Here is a 17,347-nt window from a genome sequence, read left to right as displayed (position 1 = left end):
GTGAGCCCCGGATTCACTGCTGGAGCAGTGAATCCGGGGCTCACCTCCGTCAGAGGCCTGCGGCCTCGGCCAGGTCGGTGCGGAGGGCGGCCAGGGTCTCGGCGGCGCGGGCGCGGGCGGCGGGGAGACCGGCGTGGTCCGCGACCGGGACCACGGCCTCCAGGTAGCACTTCAGCTTCGGCTCCGTGCCGCTCGGCCGTACGATCACCCGCGCGCCGTCCAGCGTGTAGCGCAGCCCGTCGGTCGGCGGCAGCGCCTCCGTGCCCTCGGACAGGTCCTCGGCCCGGGTGACCGCGAGGCCGGCCAGGCGGGTGGGCGGGTTCTCCCGCAGCCGCCGCATCGCGTCGGCGATGACGGACAGGTCCGCGACCCGCACCGACAGCTGGTCGGTCGCGTGCAGACCGTGCTCCACGGCGAGGTCGTCGAGCAGGTCGAGCAGGGTGCGCCCCTGCTCCTTGAGCCCGGACGCCAGCTCGGTGATCGCCAGCGCGGCGGTGACGCCGTCCTTGTCCCGTACGCCGTCCGGGTCGACGCAGTAGCCGAGGGCCTCTTCGTAGCCGTAGCGCAGGCCCTCCACGCGGGAGATCCACTTGAAGCCGGTGAGCGTCTCCTCGTACCCGAGGCCCGCCGCCCCGGCGATCCGGCCGAGCAGCGAGGACGACACGATCGACTCGGCGAAGGTGCCACGCGCGCCCCGGGACACCAGGTGCGCGGCCAGCAGCGCGCCCACCTCGTCGCCCCGCAGCATCCGCCAGTCGCCGGAGCCGTCCGGCACCGCGACCGCGCACCGGTCCGCGTCCGGGTCGTTGGCGATCACCAGGTCGGGGGCGGGGTCGGCCTTGCGGGCGGTGGCGAAGGCGAGGTCCATCGCTCCCGGCTCCTCCGGGTTGGGGAAGGCCACGGTCGGGAAGGCCGGGTCGGGCTCCGCCTGCTCGGCGACCAGCACCGGCTCGGGGAAGCCGGCGCGGGCGAAGGCCGCCAGCACCACGTCCTTGCCGACGCCGTGCATGGCCGTGTAGACGGTCCGGGCGGTCCGGGCGGAGCCCGGCGCGAGCACCGCGTCGGTGCGCGCCAGGTAGGCGTCCAGGACGGAGTCGTCCAGGATCTCCCAGCCGGACTCCGGCCGCGGCACGTCGTGCAGCGAGGCCACCGCCGCGATCTCGGCGGCGATCTCCGCGTCTGCCGGCGGGACGATCTGCGAGCCGTCGCCCAGGTACACCTTGTAGCCGTTGTCCCGCGGCGGGTTGTGGCTCGCGGTGACCTCGACGCCGGCCACCGCGCCCAGGTGGCGGATCGCGAACGCCAGCACCGGCGTCGGCAGCGGCCGGGGGAGCACGGCGGCGCGCAGACCCGCGCCGGTCATCACGGCGGCGGTGTCCCGCGCGAAGTCGGCGGACTTGTACCGGGCGTCGTAGCCGACGACGACCAGCCCGTCGCCCTGGCCGCGGGCGCGCAGGTAGGCGGCCAGGCCGGCGGCCGCGCGGATCACCACCGAGCGGTTCATCCGCATTGGGCCCGCGCCCAGCTCGCCGCGCAGGCCGGCGGTGCCGAACTGGAGGGTGCCGGCGAAACGCTCGGCGAGCGCGGCCTCGTCGCCCGCCTCGATCAGGGCGCTCAGTTCCGCCCGGGTGTCCGGGTCCGGGTCCTCGGCGAGCCAGGCCTGCGCCCGGGCGATCAGGGTGTCCTGCACGGTGGGTTCGTCCTCCGGTTCGGTGTTCGGTTCGCGGTGGGGCGGGTTCCCCCGCACGGGGATTCCGCTCCCGGTCCGTGAACCCGGCCTGCCCGGGGCGGGTCGTCCTGCCGGGGGCCGACCTCCCCGGGACGGGAAGCCCGCCGGGGCGGAGCCGCAGCCTCGTGCGGGCCCACCCCGGTGCGCGCGGGGCGCGGCGCCGTCAGAGGCGCGGCAGCAGCCGGGCGAGGAGCTCGCCCATGCGGGTGGCGCTGTCGCGGCCGGACTGCAGGACCTCCTCGTGGTTGAGCGGCTCGCCGGTCATGCCGGCCGCCAGGTTGGTGACCAGGGAGACGCCCAGCACGTCGGCGCCGGCCTCGCGGGCCGCGATCGCCTCGAGGGTGGTGGACATGCCGACCAGGTCCGCGCCCATGGCGCGGGCCATCCGGATCTCGGCGGGCGTCTCGTAGTGCGGGCCGGGGAACTGCGCGTAGACGCCTTCCTCCAGGCTCGGGTCGACCTCACGGCACAGCTCGCGCAGGCGCGTGGAGTACAGGTCGGTGAGGTCCACGAAGTTCGCGCCGACGATCGGGGAGGTGGCCGTCAGGTTGATGTGGTCGGAGATCAGCACCGGCTGGCCGGGACGCATGCCTTCGCGCAGGCCGCCGCAGCCGTTGGTGAGGACCACCGTGCGGCAGCCCGCGGCGGCCGCGGTGCGCACGCCGTGGACCACGGAGGCGACGCCGCGGCCCTCGTAGTAGTGGGTGCGGCCCAGGAAGACCAGGACCCGGCGGTCGCCGAGCAGGTACGACCGGACGCGCCCGCCGTGGCCTTCGACCGCCGGGGGCGGGAAGCCGGGGAGCTCGGTGACCTCCAGATCGGTCTCCGGAGTGCCGAGGGCGTCGACGGCAGGGGCCCAGCCCGAACCCAGCACCAGGGCGACGTCGTGGGTCTCGGCGCCCGTGAGCTGCCGGAGGCGGTCGGCCGCCGCCGCGGCGGCCGCGTAGGGGTCGTCCCGAAGAAGAGAAGCGTTCACCCGCCAGACCCTATCCCTTCTACCCCTACGCGCGTAGATCCGAGGGGGTTCGCGGCCCGATCGTTGCCGTGTCGTTTCCGTCCCCGCACAGGGGCCCCGCCGCCCCCGCGAGGTGGCGTCGGCGGACCCCGGGCGGTGTGATCTTGAAGGGTGCGGGACAATGGGGCACGTGACTCGGATCGTGATCATTGGTGGCGGGCCCGGCGGATACGAGGCGGCCCTGGTCGCCGCGCAGCTCGGCGCGGAGGTGACCGTCGTCGACGCGGACGGTCTGGGCGGTGCGTCGGTGCTGACCGACTGCGTGCCGTCGAAGACGCTCATCGCGACGGCCGAGGTGATGACCACCTTCGACTCGTCGTACGAGGAGCTGGGGATCATCGTCGCCGACGACACCCCGCACATAGACTCTCCCGCCCGTGTCGTGGGCGTGGACCTCGGCAAGGTGAACCGTCGTGTGAAGCGGCTGGCGCTGGCCCAGTCGCACGACATCACCGCCTCCGTCACCCGGGCGGGCGCCCGGGTGCTGCGGGGCCGCGGCCGCCTGGAGGGCCTTCAGGCCGCCGACGGCTCGCGCAAGGTGGTCGTGCGGGCGGTGGACGGCAGCGAGGAGACGCTCACCGCGGACGCCGTGCTGATCGCCACCGGCGGTCACCCCCGTGAGGTGCCCGACGCCCGGCCCGACGGCGAGCGGATCCTGAACTGGACCCAGGTGTACGACCTCGACGAGCTCCCCGAGGAGCTCATCGTGGTCGGTTCCGGCGTCACCGGCGCCGAGTTCGCCGGCGCGTACCAGGCGCTGGGCTCCCGCGTCACGCTGGTCTCCAGCCGTGACCGCGTGCTGCCGGGCGAGGACCCGGACGCCGCCGCGGTGCTGGAGGACGTGTTCCGCCGGCGCGGCATGAACGTGATGTCCCGCTCGCGCGCCGCGTCCGCCAAGCGGGTGGGCGACCGGGTGGAGGTCACCCTCTCCGACGGCCGGGTGATCAGCGGCACGCACTGCCTGATGGCGGTCGGCGCGATCCCCAACACCCACGACATGGGCCTGGAGGAGTCCGGCGTCCGGCTGAAGGACTCCGGCCACATCTGGACCGACAAGGTCTCCCGGACCACCGCGCCCGGCGTCTACGCGGCCGGCGACGTCACCGGCGTCTTCGCGCTGGCCTCGGTGGCGGCCATGCAGGGCCGGATCGCGATGTACCACTTCCTGGGCGACGCGGTGGCCCCGCTCAACCTGAAGGCCGTCTCCTCCAACGTCTTCACCGACCCGGAGATCGCCACCGTCGGCTACACCCAGGCCGACGTGGACGCCGGCAAGATCGACGCCCGGGTGGTGAAGCTGCCGCTGCTGCGCAATCCGCGCGCCAAGATGCAGGGCATCCGGGACGGCTTCGTGAAGATCTTCGCGCGGCCCGGCACCGGGATCGTGGTCGGCGGCGTGGTGGTCGCCCCGCGCGCCTCCGAGCTCATCCACCCGATCTCCATCGCGGTGGACAACAACCTGACCGTGGAGCAGATCGCAAACGCGTTCACGGTGTATCCCTCGCTGTCCGGCTCCATCGCCGAGGTGGCGCGCCAGCTGCACACCCGCAAGTCCTGACCCCCCCTTCTCCAGCGCAGCGCCGGCCCCAACTCGGGGCCGGCGCTTGGCGTTTCCGGGGCCCGTGCGGAGCCGGCCGACTTCGCCGATCACGGTCCGTCGTCGCCCATGCGTGTGGCATAGTCCCCCGCGCGACGCCTTATACCACCCTGGACCTTCGAGTGCGTACATCTTCTGCAATTCGCCGCAAACTGCTGAAACCCGGCGGTCGTTGGGGTTACTGTCAGTTTCGTGTTCGCTGCAGAACGTCGTCAATTGATCCTCGAAATGGTGCGCGCCAACGGAGCGGTGTCGCTCCGTGAGCTCGCCCGCGTCGTCCAGACCTCCGAAGTGACCGTGCGGCGGGACGTGCGCGCGCTGGAGGCAGAAGGACTCCTCGACCGCCGTCACGGCGGTGCGGTACTGCCCGGCGGGTTCACGCGGGAGTCGGGCTTCCCGCAGAAATCCCATCTCGCCACCGCCGAGAAGACCGCCATCGCCGACCTCGCCGCGGGCTTCGTCGAGGAGGGCGAGGCCATCGTGGTCGGGGCAGGCACCACTACGCAGGAGCTGGCCCGCCGGCTCGCGCGGGTGCCCGGCCTGACGGTGGTCACCAACTCCCTGCTGGTGGCGCAGGCGCTCGCCCACGCCAACCGGGTGGAGGTCGTGATGACCGGCGGCACCCTGCGGGGCTCCAACTACGCGCTGGTGGGCAGCGGGGCGGAGCAGTCCCTGCAAGGGCTGCGGGTCTCCAAGGCCTTCCTGTCGGGCAGCGGCCTGACCGCCGAGCGGGGCCTGTCCACGTCCAACATGCTCTCCGCGTCCGTCGACCGTGCGCTGGTGCAGGCCGCCTCCGAGGTGGTGGTCCTGGCGGACCACTCCAAGCTGGGCACCGACACGATGTTCCAGACGGTTCCGACGGAGCTGATCACCCGTCTGGTGACGGACGAGCCGCCGGGTCACGACGAGCGCTCCGCGACGGAGTTGCAGGCGCTGGCCGATCAGGGGGTGCAGATCGCGGTGGCCGGGACGCCGGGGTCGGAGCGGGCGGAGCCGCCGGGGAGCGGGCGTCAGCGGCGGGACGTGCCGCTGCCGGGGCCGCGGCGGGGGCACGCGCCCGGGGGGCCGCAGCTTCGCGCCGCGTCCGTCCTCGGGGAGGGCGCCCAGCAGGAGCGGACCGCGGCCCGCGTCGCCGACATGCGCCGCCGCTGACCCCGCCCGTGTGACGGGGCCTCCCTTTCACGAGGGCGGGGGCTCCCTTTCGCGGGGCGCGTCCCAAGGGCGAAGCCCGCGCAAACACCGCGTCCCCCTGGGCCCCGCCCCCGGGGGGCGGCGCCGGGTGCACTCCCCTCCACCCCTGCGGGCAATCGTGCCGCTGGGCGATGGGGGTCCCCCCGGACGAAGTCTGGGGGAGGGTGGGCGCAGGGGCCCACGTACTCGGGGGACGGTTCGCTCCCCGGAACCTCAGGTCCCTCCTGGGAAGGGGGCGGGTCGGGGGACAGAACGGTGCTGTCCACCTGGGCCGGTGCTCAGGTCGCGCTGCGGTGAGGACACGTGCGTGCGGTGCCGTTGGCTTGCGCGGGGTGGGGGGAGCCGCTCGCCGCGGAGGCGCCGCCCTGCGCCCGCCTCCCCCAAGGACTTCGTCCAGGGGGTACCCCCACCCCCAAGCTCTCGGCTTCGCTCGAGCAGGGGGGACCCCCATCGCCCCCTGGGCGGCCCAGCCGCCCGCAGGGGGTGGCACCGGCACCTCCCCGCGCGGGCCGGCCGGGCAGGGGGCGGAGGCGGTGGCCGGGCGGTGGTGTCCGGTGAGGCGCCGGGAAACGACGCCGCCCGCGCCGGTGGGGGCGCGGGCGGCGGGGTGGACGGGAGGCTCCCGGGGGAGGTCAGTCCTTGATCTCGCAGATGGGGGCGCCGGAGCTGATGGAGGCGCCGATCTCCGCGGAGAGCCCCTTCACCGTGCCGGACCGGTGCGCGTTCAGCGGCTGCTCCATCTTCATGGCCTCCAGGACGACGATCAGGTCGCCTTCCTTGACCTCCTGGCCCTCCTCGACCGCGACCTTGACGATCGTGCCCTGCATGGGCGAGGCGAGGGTGTCGCCGGACGCGGCCGGCCCGGACTTCTTCGCGGCGCGCCGCTTCGGCTTGGCGCCCGCGGCCAGCCCCGTGCGGGCCAGGGACATGCCGAGCGAGGAGGGCAGCGAGACCTCCAGCCGCTTGCCGCCGACCTCGACCACGACCGTCTCGCGGTCGGCCTCGTCGTCGCCCTCGGCGTCGGCGGGGGCCGCGAACGGCGGGATCTCGTTGACGAACTCGCTCTCGATCCACCGGGTGTAGATGGTGAACGGGTCCTCGGAGCCGGTGAGCTCCGGGGCGAACGCCGGGTCACGGACCACCGCGCGGTGGAACGGGATGGCGGTGGCCATGCCCTCGACCTTGAACTCGTCCAGGGCGCGCGCGGCCCGCTGAAGGGCCTCCTTGCGGGTGCGGCCGGTGACGATCAGCTTGGCGAGCAGGGAGTCCCAGGCCGGGCCGATGACGCTGCCGGACTCGACGCCCGCGTCCAGACGGACACCCGGACCGGACGGCGCCTCGAAGACGGTGACGGTACCCGGCGCGGGCAGGAAGCCGCGGCCCGGGTCCTCGCCGTTGATGCGGAACTCGAAGGAGTGGCCCCGCAGTTCGGGGTCGCCGTACCCGAGCTCCTCGCCGTCGGCGATGCGGAACATCTCGCGCACCAGGTCGATGCCGGCGACCTCCTCGGTCACCGGGTGCTCCACCTGGAGACGGGTGTTGACCTCGAGGAAGGAGATCGTGCCGTCCGCGCCGACCAGGAACTCGACGGTACCCGCACCGACGTAGCCGGCCTCCTTGAGGATGGCCTTGGACGCCGCGTACAGCTCCTCGACCTGCGCCTCGGAGAGGAACGGCGCGGGGGCCTCCTCGACCAGCTTCTGGTGGCGGCGCTGGAGGGAGCAGTCACGGGTGGAGACCACGACGACGTTGCCGTGCTTGTCGGCGAGGCACTGGGTCTCGACGTGACGCGGCTTGTCCAGGTAGCGCTCGACGAAGCACTCGCCCCGGCCGAAGGCCGCGACGGCCTCGCGGACGGCGGAGTCGTAGAGCTCCGGCACCTCTTCGAGGGTGCGGGCGACCTTCAGGCCGCGGCCGCCGCCGCCGAACGCCGCCTTGATGGCGATGGGCAGGCCGTGCTCCTTGGCGAACGCCACCACCTCGTCGGCGCCGGACACCGGGTCCGGGGTGCCGGCGACCAGCGGGGCGCCCGCGCGCTGCGCGATGTGACGGGCGGCCACCTTGTCGCCGAGGTCGCGGATGGCCTGCGGCGGCGGACCGATCCAGTTCAGCCCGGCGTCGATCACCGCCTGCGCGAACTCCGCGTTCTCGGACAGGAACCCGTAGCCGGGGTGGATCGCGTCCGCGCCCGAGTCCGCGGCGGCCTTGAGCACCTTGGCGATGTCCAGGTAGCTGGTCGCCGGGGTGTCACCGCCGAGGGCGAACGCCTCGTCCGCGACCCGCACATGCAGAGCGTCCCGGTCGGGGTCGGCATACACGGCCACGCTCGCGATACCGGCATCCCGGCACGCCCGGGCGACGCGGACTGCGATTTCGCCACGGTTGGCGATGAGCACCTTGCGCACGATTGAGGCTCCCTCCTTGAAACAAGCCGAGTTTAGGGACTGCCGACACGTCACTACGACCCGTACACAGTGGTGAGCTTGCCCACACGGAGTGTGAAGCGAGGGCCTGGCGGCGGGTGCCGAACCGTGAAATCCCTTGTAGCACCGGGCGGTGCGGGACTCCCCCCGGAAACCCTAGCCCGGCGATGTGGCCCAGGTCTCTGTAAAGCCACGCCGCCGCGGGCCGTGTTTCTTTGTCGGGTCCCTACGAACACCTCGTGGAATCTTTGCGGTCGCCGGAACTCTTGTCGCTTCTCTTACCCGTGAGTAACGTTCACGCCACCTTGGGAAGTACCCCGGGTAATACGCCGGGCGGGTCAATGGGAGCCTTGCGGAGGGCTCTTCCAGCCCCAGGGCACGGCGGAATCAGCGGAAGTGGGTGGGGCCGGTGGTGCGCAGGACGGTGGGCTTCGTCCTGGCGGTGGCGATGTTCGCCGAGGCGGCCGGGGTGGCGTGGCTCAACTGGTTCTTGGCCATGATGGTGCAGAACCAGCAGATGTCTCTGGCGGGCCTCGACCCGGACATGGTGGCGCGGTCGTCGCGCGTCGGGGCGGTGCTGTTCGCCCTCTTCTTCGTGGGGTGCGGCGTGCTGGTCGTGGTCTCCGCGGTCCGCAACCGCGCGCCGGGACGGTTCGCCACGGGGCTGCTGGTGACGGTGGCCGTGGTGCACGGAGTCCTCGGCGCGGCGGCGTTCGCGCTGGTGGGGGTGAAGGCGTTCGCGGTCCTCGCGGCGGTGCTGGTGCTGATCCTCCTCTTCCTGTCCTCGCCGGGACGGCCGCGGGTCGCCGGCCCCGACGCCGCCTCCGGCCCCGGGGCCGAGCAGCCGCCGGCGGCACCGTCCGACCCGGCGCCGGCCGTCGCGGGCTGACCCCGCCGCACGACGGGAGCCGGGCGGGGCGCCGCCGATGCGCGTTGGGGCGGCACCACCGGTTCACCCGGCCGGTGCCGTCCCGGCCGCCGTCCCCGGCGCCCCGTTCGGCGCACCACCCGCGTGCCGTTCACGGGGCCGGCGACGGGGGCGTCTCGCCCATCCCTCCACCGCGCCTCGACCCGCCGCCGAGCCGGGTCAGCCCCCGCTCCGTCGCGACCCGAGCCGTCGTCGAGCCGGGTCAGCCCCCGCTCCGTCGCGACCCGAGCCGTCGTCGAGGCGGTGCGAGCCCCGCTGCACCAAGGCCCGACCCGCCGTCGAGGCGTATGAGCCTCCTTCGACCCCGGCCCGACCCTCCGTAGAGAGGGCGCAAGCACCGCTCCACCGCCGCTCGACCTGCTGTCGAGCCGGGCAGGCGCCGCTCCACCGCAGACCCGCCTCCCGTCGAGCCGCAGCACAGCGGGAGTCGACCCCGGCGCTCGCGCCGGAGTGACACATCGTCCGGGGCGGCGCCGGCCGAACCGGGCGCTCGAGCCTCGCCCCACCGCGCCCCGACCCGCCGTCGAGCCGGGTCACGTTCCGCCCCACCGCGCCCCGACCCGCTTGCGAGGCGGCGGACGCCGGTGCGGGTGTGCCCGGGCCGCCGCTCCGGCACCGCCGGACGCCGCCTTCGCGTGCCCTTCAGCCGGGCCGGGCCGGGCCGTGCCGCACAACTGTGGCCCGGCCCGGTTGCGGTCTACTCGCCGGGCCAGTTCGGGCGGCGCTTCTCGTTGAACGCGGCGACCCCCTCCGCGCGGTCGCCGGAGAACGCCACCGTGCGCCACGCGTTGTCCTCGAGGTCGAGGCCGGAGGGGAGGTCCTTGCCCCAGCCGAGCCGCATCGCCCGCTTGGCGGCGCGCAGGCCCACCGGGGAGTTCGCGGCGATCCGTGCGGCGAGGGCCAGGGATTCCTCGCGGTCCGTGCCCTCGTCGACGAGCAGGTCGACCAGGCCCAGTTCACGGGCCTCGGCCGCCTCCACCCGCCGCGCGGTGAAGATGAGCTCGGCGGCCCGCGCCGCGCCCACCCGGCGCGGCAGCAGCTGCGTGCCGCCGCCGCCGGGGATGACGCCCACCGACACCTCCGGCAGCCCCACCACCGCCGTGCGGTCCGCGACGATCAGGTCGCAGGAGAGCGCGATCTCGAAGCCGCCGCCCAGGGCGAAGCCGTGCACCGAGGCGATCGTCGGCATCGGCAGTTCCAGCACGCCCGTGTACGCGGCCCGGTTGACGGGCCGCTGAAGCCGCAGCTGCGCGTCGCTGAAGCCGTTCCGCTCCTTGAGGTCCGCGCCCACGCAGAACGCCCGCTCGTGACTGGAGGTCAGCACGACGACGCGGGCGTCCGGGGCCGCCGACAGCGCGTCGCAGGCGGCGGTGAGGGAGCGGGCCATGTCCGTGGAGACCGCGTTCATCGCCCGCGGACGGTCCAGCACCAGCTCGGCGACGTACCCGTGCCGGACCACCCGCACGAACTCCCCGTACCGCTCGCCGTCCTTCGGCTCCGCCTGCTCCGCGCCCCGCGCGCGTTCCGCTGGGGCCTGGTGCTCGCTCATGGTGGACGACCTCCCGGTTCGACGACTGCACTGTTGTCGCCGGGGATCATCTCAGGGCGTCAGGGACGGTTGCCCCGCCGGGTGAGCAGCCACGGCTCGACCACGCCGAGGCCACGCACCGGCCGCTGCCACATGGGCTGCAGGGCGAACCGGTACCGCTCCTCCTCGTCCTCCTTGACCTGCTCCTCGGCGGCCGGCGCGTCCTGGGTGCGGCGCAGCTCCTGAGCCAGCTCGCTGTCGACCAGGACGGCGTCCTTCGGGGCTATGGAGGTGAGGCGGGAGGCCAGGTTCACCGTCGTGCCGAAGACGTCGCCCATCCGGGTGGTGACGGTGCCGAAGGCCATGCCGACGCGCAGTTCGGGCATGGTCTCGTCGTGGGAGAGGGTCTCGATCAGACGCAGCGCGATGTCGGCGGCGACCCCCGCGTCGTCGGCGACGTAGAGGACCTCGTCGCCGAGGGTCTTCACCAGCCGGCCGCCGTGCGCGGCGACCAGGTCGGCGGCGGTCGTCTCGAACGCCTCCACCAGCTCGCCCAGCTCCTCCTCCTCGAGGCGGCGGGTCAGCCGGGTGAAGCCGACCAGGTCGGCGAAGGCGACGCACAGGCGGCGGTCGACCATCTCCTCGTCGTCGGCCGTCTGGATGACGCGCCCGGTCGCGGCGGCGAGCTGGCGGCGCCAGACGTAGACGAGGAACTCCTGAAGCTCGGGCAGGAGCAGCTCGATGAGCGGGTAGGTCACCTCGGTGCGGGTCATGCCCGGCTCGGGGGGCTCGGTGAGGCCCTCCAGAAAGGAATCGATCTGCCATTCCGCCAGACGGGCGGTGGTCTGGCCGGTCGAGCGGGCGACCTGGACCGCCATGGCCTCGCTGAGCAGGCCCGCCTCGACGAGACCGGCGAGGCGGCGCAGGGCGAGCACGTCGGCCTCGGTGAGGGCCTTGGCCTGGCCGATGTCGGCGAAGCCCATGGCGCGCCAGAAGCGGGAGGCCAGCTCCATGGAGACGCCCGCGCTCCGGGCCGCCTGGAAGGGGCTGTAGCGGCGCTCGGCACCGAGGATCAGGGACTCCAGGCGCAGGGCCAGCGGGTCCTCGTCGGACGTGCCCGTGGTGTTCTGCGCGGCGGTGCGGTCGGCGGCGGTGGGTTCCTCGCCGCGGTCGGAGCCGGAGAAGGGGCGCTCGTCGCCGGCTCTGCCGGGCCGGCTGTCGCCGTCCGTGGACCCGGCGGCGCCCTCACCCTCGGAGCCGTCGTCGGCGGGTGCCGCGGAACCGTCGGAGCCGTCGGAGTCACGGGACCCGGAGCCGGAGCCCGGGCCGGACTCGGAGGCCGGGCCGGAGTGGGAGCCGGAGTCGCCCGCGGCCTCCGCGTCGGCGGGCCGGGGGCCCAGGGAGGCGTCGGCGGAGCGGTCGGCAGCGCGGCCGGGGCCGGGCCGGGGGTCGCCGTCCGGTCCGGGATGTCCGCCGGTGCCGGAGCCCGCGTCGTCGACGGTCACGCCTGTTGCCCTTCCGATCTGCCGAGGTCAGGTTTGGACCGGCCTCAACTCTACGGCAGGTGTGCCGCAGCTCACTCCCCGATCGCACCGCCGGAGTGGTGTGCCCCGGGCGCACCGCTCCGCGGCCCTCACCACCCCGCGTGGGCGGGCCCTCGTCACGCCGGGCGGAGGTGGACGATGTCGCCGGCGGAGACGGGGTGGCGGGAGCCGTCGGCGGCGGTGATGACGAGGCGGCCGTCGCCGTCGAGCGCGGTGGCCTCGCCCACCAGGTCGTCGCCGCCCGGCAGCTGGGCGCGCACCTGCCGCCCGAGGGTCGCGCAGCCCGCCGCGTACGTCTCCAGGAGCCCGCTCATCTCGGGGTCGCCGCCGACCACCCGCCAGCGGGTGTACCACTGCTCCAGGGAGCGCAGGACGCCGCGCAGCAGCGTGTCGCGGTCGGTGACCTCCGCGCCCGCCAGCGCGAGGGAGCCCGCCGTCGGCACGGGCAGCTCGTCCGCACGGAGCGTGACGTTGAGGCCGACGCCCACCACCACGCCCTCGGTGCCGGCCCGTTCCGCGAGGATCCCGCCGGCCTTGCGCTCCTGCCCGTCGACCGTGACCAGCAGGTCGTTGGGCCACTTCAGGGCCGTGTCGAGGCCGGCCGTGCGGGCCAGACCGGTCGCCACCGCGACGCCGGTGAGCAGCGGCAGCCATCCCCAGCGGGTGACCGGGACGTCGTTGGGGGCCAGCAGCACGGAGAAGAACAGCCCCGAGCGGGCGGGCGCCGACCACACCCGGTCCAGCCGCCCGCGCGCCGCGGACTGCTCCTCGGCCACCAGCACCGCGCCCTCCTCGGCCCGGCCCGCGCGCGCCGCCGCGACCAGGTCGGAGTTGGTGGAGCCGGTGACCGGCACGACGTCGAGGGCGGTCCACACGGAGTCCTCCCGCACCAGCGCCCGCCGCAGCGCGGCGGCGTTCAGGGGCGGGCGGTCGAGGTCCGACCAGCGGCCTGCGGCCGGGACCCCGTCGCCGGGGGAGGAAGGGCGTTCTGAGCGATCACGCGGCGTCATGCAACCCAGCGTAGGTGTGGGATACGCCGCACTGCCGGACGGGCGGTCCGCCATTACGCTACGGCTGAGTAACCATCCTCCCGCCGACACCCCCCTCCACGCCGAACACCGACGTCAAACACACCACCAGCAGGGAGCCGCACCCCCGATGGCCGAGCCGGAAGAGCTGCAGCAGGGCGACATTCACACCACCGCGGGCAAGCTGGCGGATCTCCGGAACCGCATCGAGCAGGCCACGCACGCCGGTTCGGGCAAGGCGGTGGAGAAGCAGCACGCCAAGGGCAAGCTGACCGCCCGTGAGCGGATCGAACTCCTCATGGACGACGGCTCGTTCGTGGAACTCGACGAGTTCGCCCGGCACCGTTCCACCAACTTCGGCCTGGAGCGGAACCGGCCGTACGGCGACGGCGTGGTGACCGGCTACGGCACCGTCGACGGCCGCCCGGTCGCGGTGTTCTCCCAGGACTTCACCGTCTTCGGCGGAGCCCTCGGCGAGGTCTACGGGCAGAAGATCGCCAAGGTGATGGACTTCGCGCTGAAGACCGGCTGCCCGGTCATCGGCATCAACGACTCCGGCGGCGCCCGCATCCAGGAGGGCGTGGCCTCGCTGGGCGCGTACGGCGAGATCTTCCGCCGCAACACGCACGCCTCGGGCGTGATCCCGCAGATCAGCCTGGTCGTCGGCCCGTGCGCGGGCGGCGCGGTGTACTCGCCCGCCATCACCGACTTCACCGTGATGGTCGACAAGACCTCGCACATGTTCATCACCGGCCCCGACGTCATCAAGACGGTCACCGGCGAGGACGTCGGCTTCGAGGAGCTGGGCGGCGCGCACACCCACAACTCCCTGTCGGGCGTGGCCCATCACATGGCCGGCGACGAGAAGGACGCGGTCGAGTACGTCAAGCAGCTGCTGTCGTACCTGCCGTCGAACAACCTGAGCGAGGCGCCGTCCTTCCCGGAGGAGGCCGACCTCACGGTCACCGACGAGGACCTGGAGCTCGACCGGCTGATCCCGGACAGCGCCAACCAGCCGTACGACATGCACACCGTGCTCGAACACATCCTGGACGACGGGGAGTTCTTCGAGACGCAGCCGCTGTTCGCGCCGAACATCCTCACCGGCTTCGGCCGCGTCGAGGGCCGCCCGGTGGGCGTGGTCGCCAACCAGCCGATGCAGTTCGCCGGCTGCCTGGACATCAAGGCCAGCGAGAAGGCGGCACGGTTCGTCCGGACGTGTGACGCCTTCAACGTGCCGGTGCTGACGTTCGTGGACGTGCCCGGCTTCCTGCCGGGCGTCGGCCAGGAGCACGACGGCATCATCCGCCGCGGCGCCAAGCTGATCTACGCCTACGCGGAGGCCACCGTCCCGCTGATCACCGTGATCACCCGGAAGGCGTTCGGCGGCGCGTACGACGTGATGGGCTCCAAGCACCTGGGCGCCGACCTCAACCTGGCGTGGCCGACGGCGCAGATCGCGGTGATGGGCGCGCAGGGCGCGGTCAACATCCTGCACCGCAGGACGCTGGCCGAGGCCGAGGCCAACGGCGAGGATCTCGAGGCGGTGCGGGCGCGGCTGATCCAGGAGTACGAGGACACGCTGCTGAACCCGTACATCGCCGCGGAGAACGGTTACGTGGACGCGGTGGTCGCGCCGTCCCAGACCCGCTCGCAGATCGTCCGCGGGCTGCGTCATCTGCGCACCAAGCGGGAATCACTTCCGCCGAAGAAGCACGGCAACATCCCGCTCTAGGAAGGGTCCTGGCTATGACGATCAAGGTCGTGCGCGGCAACCCGACACCCGAGGAGCTGGCCGCCGCACTGGCGGTGGTCCGAGCCCGCGCCGCGGCCGTCGCCGCGGCGCCGGGGGAGGGGGCCGACGGGACGCGGGACGCCTGGTCCGACCCGGCCGCCCTGGCCGCGCGCCGGCTCCCGCAGCCGGGCCCGGGCGCCTGGGCCCGCACCTACTGGCCCGCCTGACCCGCACCCCCAGGGAGGCCGGGGCCGAACGACACGCAGGGGCCGGTGGACGACCACCGGCCCCTGCGCCGTTCCCGCGGCGCCGTTCCCGCGACGCGGCGCCCCGCCGTGCCGCCCCGAGTGCCCCGTGCCGCGCCGCCCCGGCCCGTGCCGTGACGCGGGCCACTCCACCGCGGTGACCCGTGTGACCTGCGGGGACGTGGGCGACGGGGGAGGCCGGGGGCGGCCTGAGTACGCGTACTCAGGCGGCGGGCGGGGCGGGGCCGCATGCTCGGTGGTGTGCTCTGGTCCGACCCCGATCCCCAGGCCGGGCCGCCCGAGGAACTGCGCAGGACGCAGGTCATGCTCCGGCGGCTCGGCGTCCTGATGGCCCTCGCGATGATCCTCGCCATGGTGGTCCTCGGCGTCGATACGCTGCCCCTATGACCGATCAGATCGACCACCGGCCCGCAGGCCACGCCGCCGGCCGGCCCCGCCGCCTCGTCCTGGCGTCCCAGTCCCCCGCCCGGCTCGGACTGCTCCGGCAGGCCGGGTTCGCCCCCGAGGTGATCGTCAGCGGCGTGGACGAGGACGCCGTGACCGCCCCCACCCCCGCCGAGCTGGCCCTCGCGCTCGCCGAGGCCAAGGCATCCGTGGTCGCCGCCCGCCCCGAGGCGGCCGGCGCCCTGGTGATCGGCTGCGACTCCGTGCTCGACCTGGACGGCGAACCGCTGGGCAAGCCGGCCGACGCCGCCGAGGCCACCGCCCGCTGGAAGGCGATGCGGGGCCGCGCCGGCGTCCTGCAGACCGGTCACTGCGTGTACGACACCACCACCGGCCGGTACACCTCCGGCACCGCCTCCACTGTGGTCCGCTTCGGCGACCCCACCGACGAGGAGATCGACGCCTACGTCGCCACCGGCGAGCCGCTGCACGTGGCGGGCGCGTTCACCCTGGACGGGCGGTCCGCGCCGTTCGTCGAGGGGATCGACGGCGACCACGGCAACGTCATCGGTCTCAGCCTCCCGCTCCTGCGGCGCCTGCTCGGCAAGCTCGACGTCAGCGTCACCGAGCTCTGGGTCTGACCCCGTCCACCGAGCGGTCCCGTCACGGAAAGTGACTGCCGCTCGCTCTCCGACGTCACGTTTGCGGCGAAACGTCCCTAGCCTGAAGGCATGGCAGAGGAGAACCGCCTGCGCGCGGTCGTCACGCTGGCCCAGGGCATGGCCGCCGCCAGGACGCCCCGGGAGTCCTGGCGGGCCGCCGCCCTGGGCGCGAGTCACGCGCTGGGCGGCAGCTTCGCCGCGCTGTCGGTGTGGGAGCGGGAGATGGGCCGGCTCCGCGTCCTGGTCAACGTCGGCGAGCGCGCCCCGGACGAGGAGGAGTTCCCCCGCTCCGAGTCCTACCCGGTGCACCAGTTCCCGGAGATCACCGAGTTCCTGCACGAGCGCTGGGCCAACGGCGGGGAGCCGGACGCCTGGGTGGAGACCGTCGACGGCGGCCCGGCGAAGGGGTCCCCCGACGACCGCGCCGGGTACTGCCACCAGCGGGTCGCCGCGCTGCGCCGCCGGGGCCGCGGCTGCTGCGTGATCGCGCCGATCGTGCTGCACGGCCGCGCCTGGGGCGAGCTGTACGTGGCCCGGCCGCTGGGCGCGCCCGTCTTCGGCCGCTCCGACGCCGACTTCGCCACCGTCCTGGCCGCCGTGGTCGCCGCCGGGCTCGCCCAGATGAAGCGCCTGGAGGAGGCCGAGCGCCTCGCCTTCACCGACGCCCTGACCGGCCTCGCCAACCGCCGCGCCGTCGACGCCCGCCTGGACGAGGCCATCGAACGGCACCGCAAGGAGGGCGCCGTGGTCAGCCTGGTGGTCTGCGACCTCAACGGGCTCAAGCAGGTCAACGACACCCTCGGTCACGCGGCCGGCGACCGCCTCCTGGAACGGTTCGGCTCGGTGCTGTCGCTGTGCGGGGCGATGCTGCCCGACGCGCTGGCCGCCCGCCTCGGCGGCGACGAGTTCTGCCTGATCGCGGTCGGCCCGTCCACCGAGGAGGTGGTGCGCGCCGCCGAGGAGCTGTGCCGGCGCGCCCGGGACCTCGAACTGGGCGAGGGCGTGGCCTGCGGGATCGCCACCACGGAGGAGCCGGTCGGCCCCGTCACCTCGGCGCGGCGGCTGTTCCGGCTGGCCGACGCCGCCCAGTACCGCGCCAAGGCCGGGCGCACCGCCGGGCCCGTGGTCGCGGGCGTCGAAGGGCCGCAGGACCCGGTCCTGCGGCTGGCCGACGCGCCCCCGCCGGAGGGCGGCGGGGAGCGGCGCGCGCTGCGTGGCCGGGACCTCCCGCCGCCGGGCGCCGACCGCCCCCTCAAGGACGCGCCGCCCGGTGTGGCCCAACCCACCCATGACACCGATGAATTCAAGCTCTAGGCT

At 74.1% G+C, this 17,347-nt stretch carries 14 protein-coding genes; 8 read left to right on the top strand and 6 right to left on the bottom strand.

The window, feature by feature from the left end; genetic code table 11:
- Nucleotides 1-49: 49 nt before the first annotated feature.
- Both ABT026_RS23565 and ABT026_RS23560 read right to left on the bottom strand, forming a co-directional pair.
- The gene (locus ABT026_RS23565; protein ID WP_351117100.1) at nucleotides 50-1,690 is read right to left on the bottom strand and encodes a phospho-sugar mutase; all 1,641 of its coding nucleotides are present in this window, start codon (nucleotides 1,688-1,690) and stop codon (nucleotides 50-52) included.
- A 202-nt stretch (nucleotides 1,691-1,892) separates the two neighbouring features.
- Nucleotides 1,893-2,705: a purine-nucleoside phosphorylase gene (locus ABT026_RS23560; protein WP_351117098.1), complete on the bottom strand. Its 813-nt coding sequence runs from the start codon at nucleotides 2,703-2,705 to the stop codon at nucleotides 1,893-1,895.
- 160 nt (nucleotides 2,706-2,865) lie between these two features.
- Here ABT026_RS23560 and ABT026_RS23555 point away from each other — a divergent pair, with 160 nt between their 5' ends.
- Complete coding sequence (locus tag ABT026_RS23555) at nucleotides 2,866-4,302, top strand: NAD(P)H-quinone dehydrogenase (protein WP_351117096.1); 1,437 nt, start codon at nucleotides 2,866-2,868, stop codon at nucleotides 4,300-4,302.
- A gap of 231 nt (nucleotides 4,303-4,533) precedes the next feature.
- The gene (locus ABT026_RS23550) at nucleotides 4,534-5,493 is read left to right on the top strand and encodes a DeoR/GlpR family DNA-binding transcription regulator (RefSeq protein WP_351117094.1); all 960 of its coding nucleotides are present in this window, start codon (nucleotides 4,534-4,536) and stop codon (nucleotides 5,491-5,493) included.
- Nucleotides 5,494-6,164: 671 nt separating this feature from the next.
- Here ABT026_RS23550 and ABT026_RS23545 read toward each other — a convergent pair.
- Nucleotides 6,165-7,937 carry an acetyl/propionyl/methylcrotonyl-CoA carboxylase subunit alpha gene (locus ABT026_RS23545; protein WP_351117092.1) on the bottom strand — a complete coding sequence of 591 codons (1,773 nt, stop codon included), beginning with the start codon at nucleotides 7,935-7,937 and terminating at the stop codon, nucleotides 6,165-6,167.
- Nucleotides 7,938-8,364: 427 nt separating this feature from the next.
- On the opposite strand from ABT026_RS23545, the gene ABT026_RS23540 reads away from it, so the two are divergent.
- On the top strand, nucleotides 8,365-8,844 hold the full coding sequence (locus ABT026_RS23540) for a hypothetical protein (RefSeq protein ID WP_351117090.1): 480 nt from the start codon (nucleotides 8,365-8,367) through the stop codon (nucleotides 8,842-8,844).
- 736 nt (nucleotides 8,845-9,580) lie between these two features.
- Here the strand turns inward: ABT026_RS23540 and ABT026_RS23535 are convergent.
- The 3 genes from ABT026_RS23535 to ABT026_RS23525 all read right to left on the bottom strand — a co-directional run bounded on the left by ABT026_RS23535 (nucleotide 9,581) and on the right by ABT026_RS23525 (nucleotide 12,965).
- Entirely contained in the window at nucleotides 9,581-10,432 is an 852-nt protein-coding gene (locus tag ABT026_RS23535) for an enoyl-CoA hydratase/isomerase family protein (protein WP_351117088.1), read from the bottom strand.
- Between the two features lie 59 nt (nucleotides 10,433-10,491).
- Nucleotides 10,492-11,916, bottom strand: coding sequence for an adenylate/guanylate cyclase domain-containing protein (locus tag ABT026_RS23530; protein WP_502968038.1), 1,425 nt, complete (start codon nucleotides 11,914-11,916; stop codon nucleotides 10,492-10,494).
- A 155-nt stretch (nucleotides 11,917-12,071) separates the two neighbouring features.
- Nucleotides 12,072-12,965, bottom strand: a complete 894-nt coding sequence (locus ABT026_RS23525; RefSeq protein WP_351117086.1) for a biotin--[acetyl-CoA-carboxylase] ligase — start codon at nucleotides 12,963-12,965, stop codon at nucleotides 12,072-12,074.
- A 148-nt stretch (nucleotides 12,966-13,113) separates the two neighbouring features.
- Between ABT026_RS23525 and ABT026_RS23520 the strand changes: the two genes are divergently transcribed.
- The 5 genes from ABT026_RS23520 to ABT026_RS23500 all read left to right on the top strand — a co-directional run bounded on the left by ABT026_RS23520 (nucleotide 13,114) and on the right by ABT026_RS23500 (nucleotide 17,344).
- Nucleotides 13,114-14,718 (top strand): acyl-CoA carboxylase subunit beta, encoded by a 1,605-nt coding sequence (locus ABT026_RS23520; protein ID WP_351117084.1) that lies wholly within the window; start codon nucleotides 13,114-13,116, stop codon nucleotides 14,716-14,718.
- 14 nt (nucleotides 14,719-14,732) lie between these two features.
- The gene (locus tag ABT026_RS23515; protein ID WP_351117082.1) at nucleotides 14,733-14,945 is read left to right on the top strand and encodes an acyl-CoA carboxylase epsilon subunit; all 213 of its coding nucleotides are present in this window, start codon (nucleotides 14,733-14,735) and stop codon (nucleotides 14,943-14,945) included.
- 279 nt (nucleotides 14,946-15,224) lie between these two features.
- Entirely contained in the window at nucleotides 15,225-15,371 is a 147-nt protein-coding gene (gene mmpB / locus ABT026_RS23510; protein WP_351117080.1) for a morphogenic membrane protein MmpB, read from the top strand.
- Nucleotides 15,368-16,009 (top strand): Maf family protein, encoded by a 642-nt coding sequence (locus tag ABT026_RS23505; RefSeq protein WP_351117078.1) that lies wholly within the window; start codon nucleotides 15,368-15,370, stop codon nucleotides 16,007-16,009. Before mmpB ends, ABT026_RS23505 begins: the two co-directional genes overlap by 4 nt.
- A gap of 90 nt (nucleotides 16,010-16,099) precedes the next feature.
- Nucleotides 16,100-17,344 carry a GGDEF domain-containing protein gene (locus ABT026_RS23500; RefSeq protein WP_351117077.1) on the top strand — a complete coding sequence of 415 codons (1,245 nt, stop codon included), beginning with the start codon at nucleotides 16,100-16,102 and terminating at the stop codon, nucleotides 17,342-17,344.
- Nucleotides 17,345-17,347 lie beyond the last annotated feature (3 nt).

The organism is Streptomyces sp. NPDC002734 (assembly GCF_040295685.1).
Classification (GTDB): domain Bacteria; phylum Actinomycetota; class Actinomycetes; order Streptomycetales; family Streptomycetaceae; genus Streptomyces.
The sequence above is the reverse complement of the archived record's forward strand: the minus strand, read 5'-3'. Positions and strand labels throughout refer to the sequence as shown.

Bases quoted from the DNA above. Each gene is read 5' to 3' on its own strand.
- ABT026_RS23555 (WP_351117096.1), top strand. From the start codon at position 2,866: ATGGGGCACGTGACTCGGATCGTGATCATTGGTGGCGGGCCCGGCGGA.
- ABT026_RS23535 (WP_351117088.1), bottom strand. From the start codon at position 10,432: ATGAGCGAGCACCAGGCCCCAGCGGAACGCGCGCGGGGCGCGGAGCAG.
- ABT026_RS23525 (WP_351117086.1), bottom strand. From the start codon at position 12,965: ATGACGCCGCGTGATCGCTCAGAACGCCCTTCCTCCCCCGGCGACGGG.
- ABT026_RS23520 (WP_351117084.1), top strand. From the start codon at position 13,114: ATGGCCGAGCCGGAAGAGCTGCAGCAGGGCGACATTCACACCACCGCG.
- ABT026_RS23515 (WP_351117082.1), top strand. From the start codon at position 14,733: ATGACGATCAAGGTCGTGCGCGGCAACCCGACACCCGAGGAGCTGGCC.
- ABT026_RS23505 (WP_351117078.1), top strand. From the start codon at position 15,368: ATGACCGATCAGATCGACCACCGGCCCGCAGGCCACGCCGCCGGCCGG.
- ABT026_RS23500 (WP_351117077.1), top strand. From the start codon at position 16,100: ATGGCAGAGGAGAACCGCCTGCGCGCGGTCGTCACGCTGGCCCAGGGC.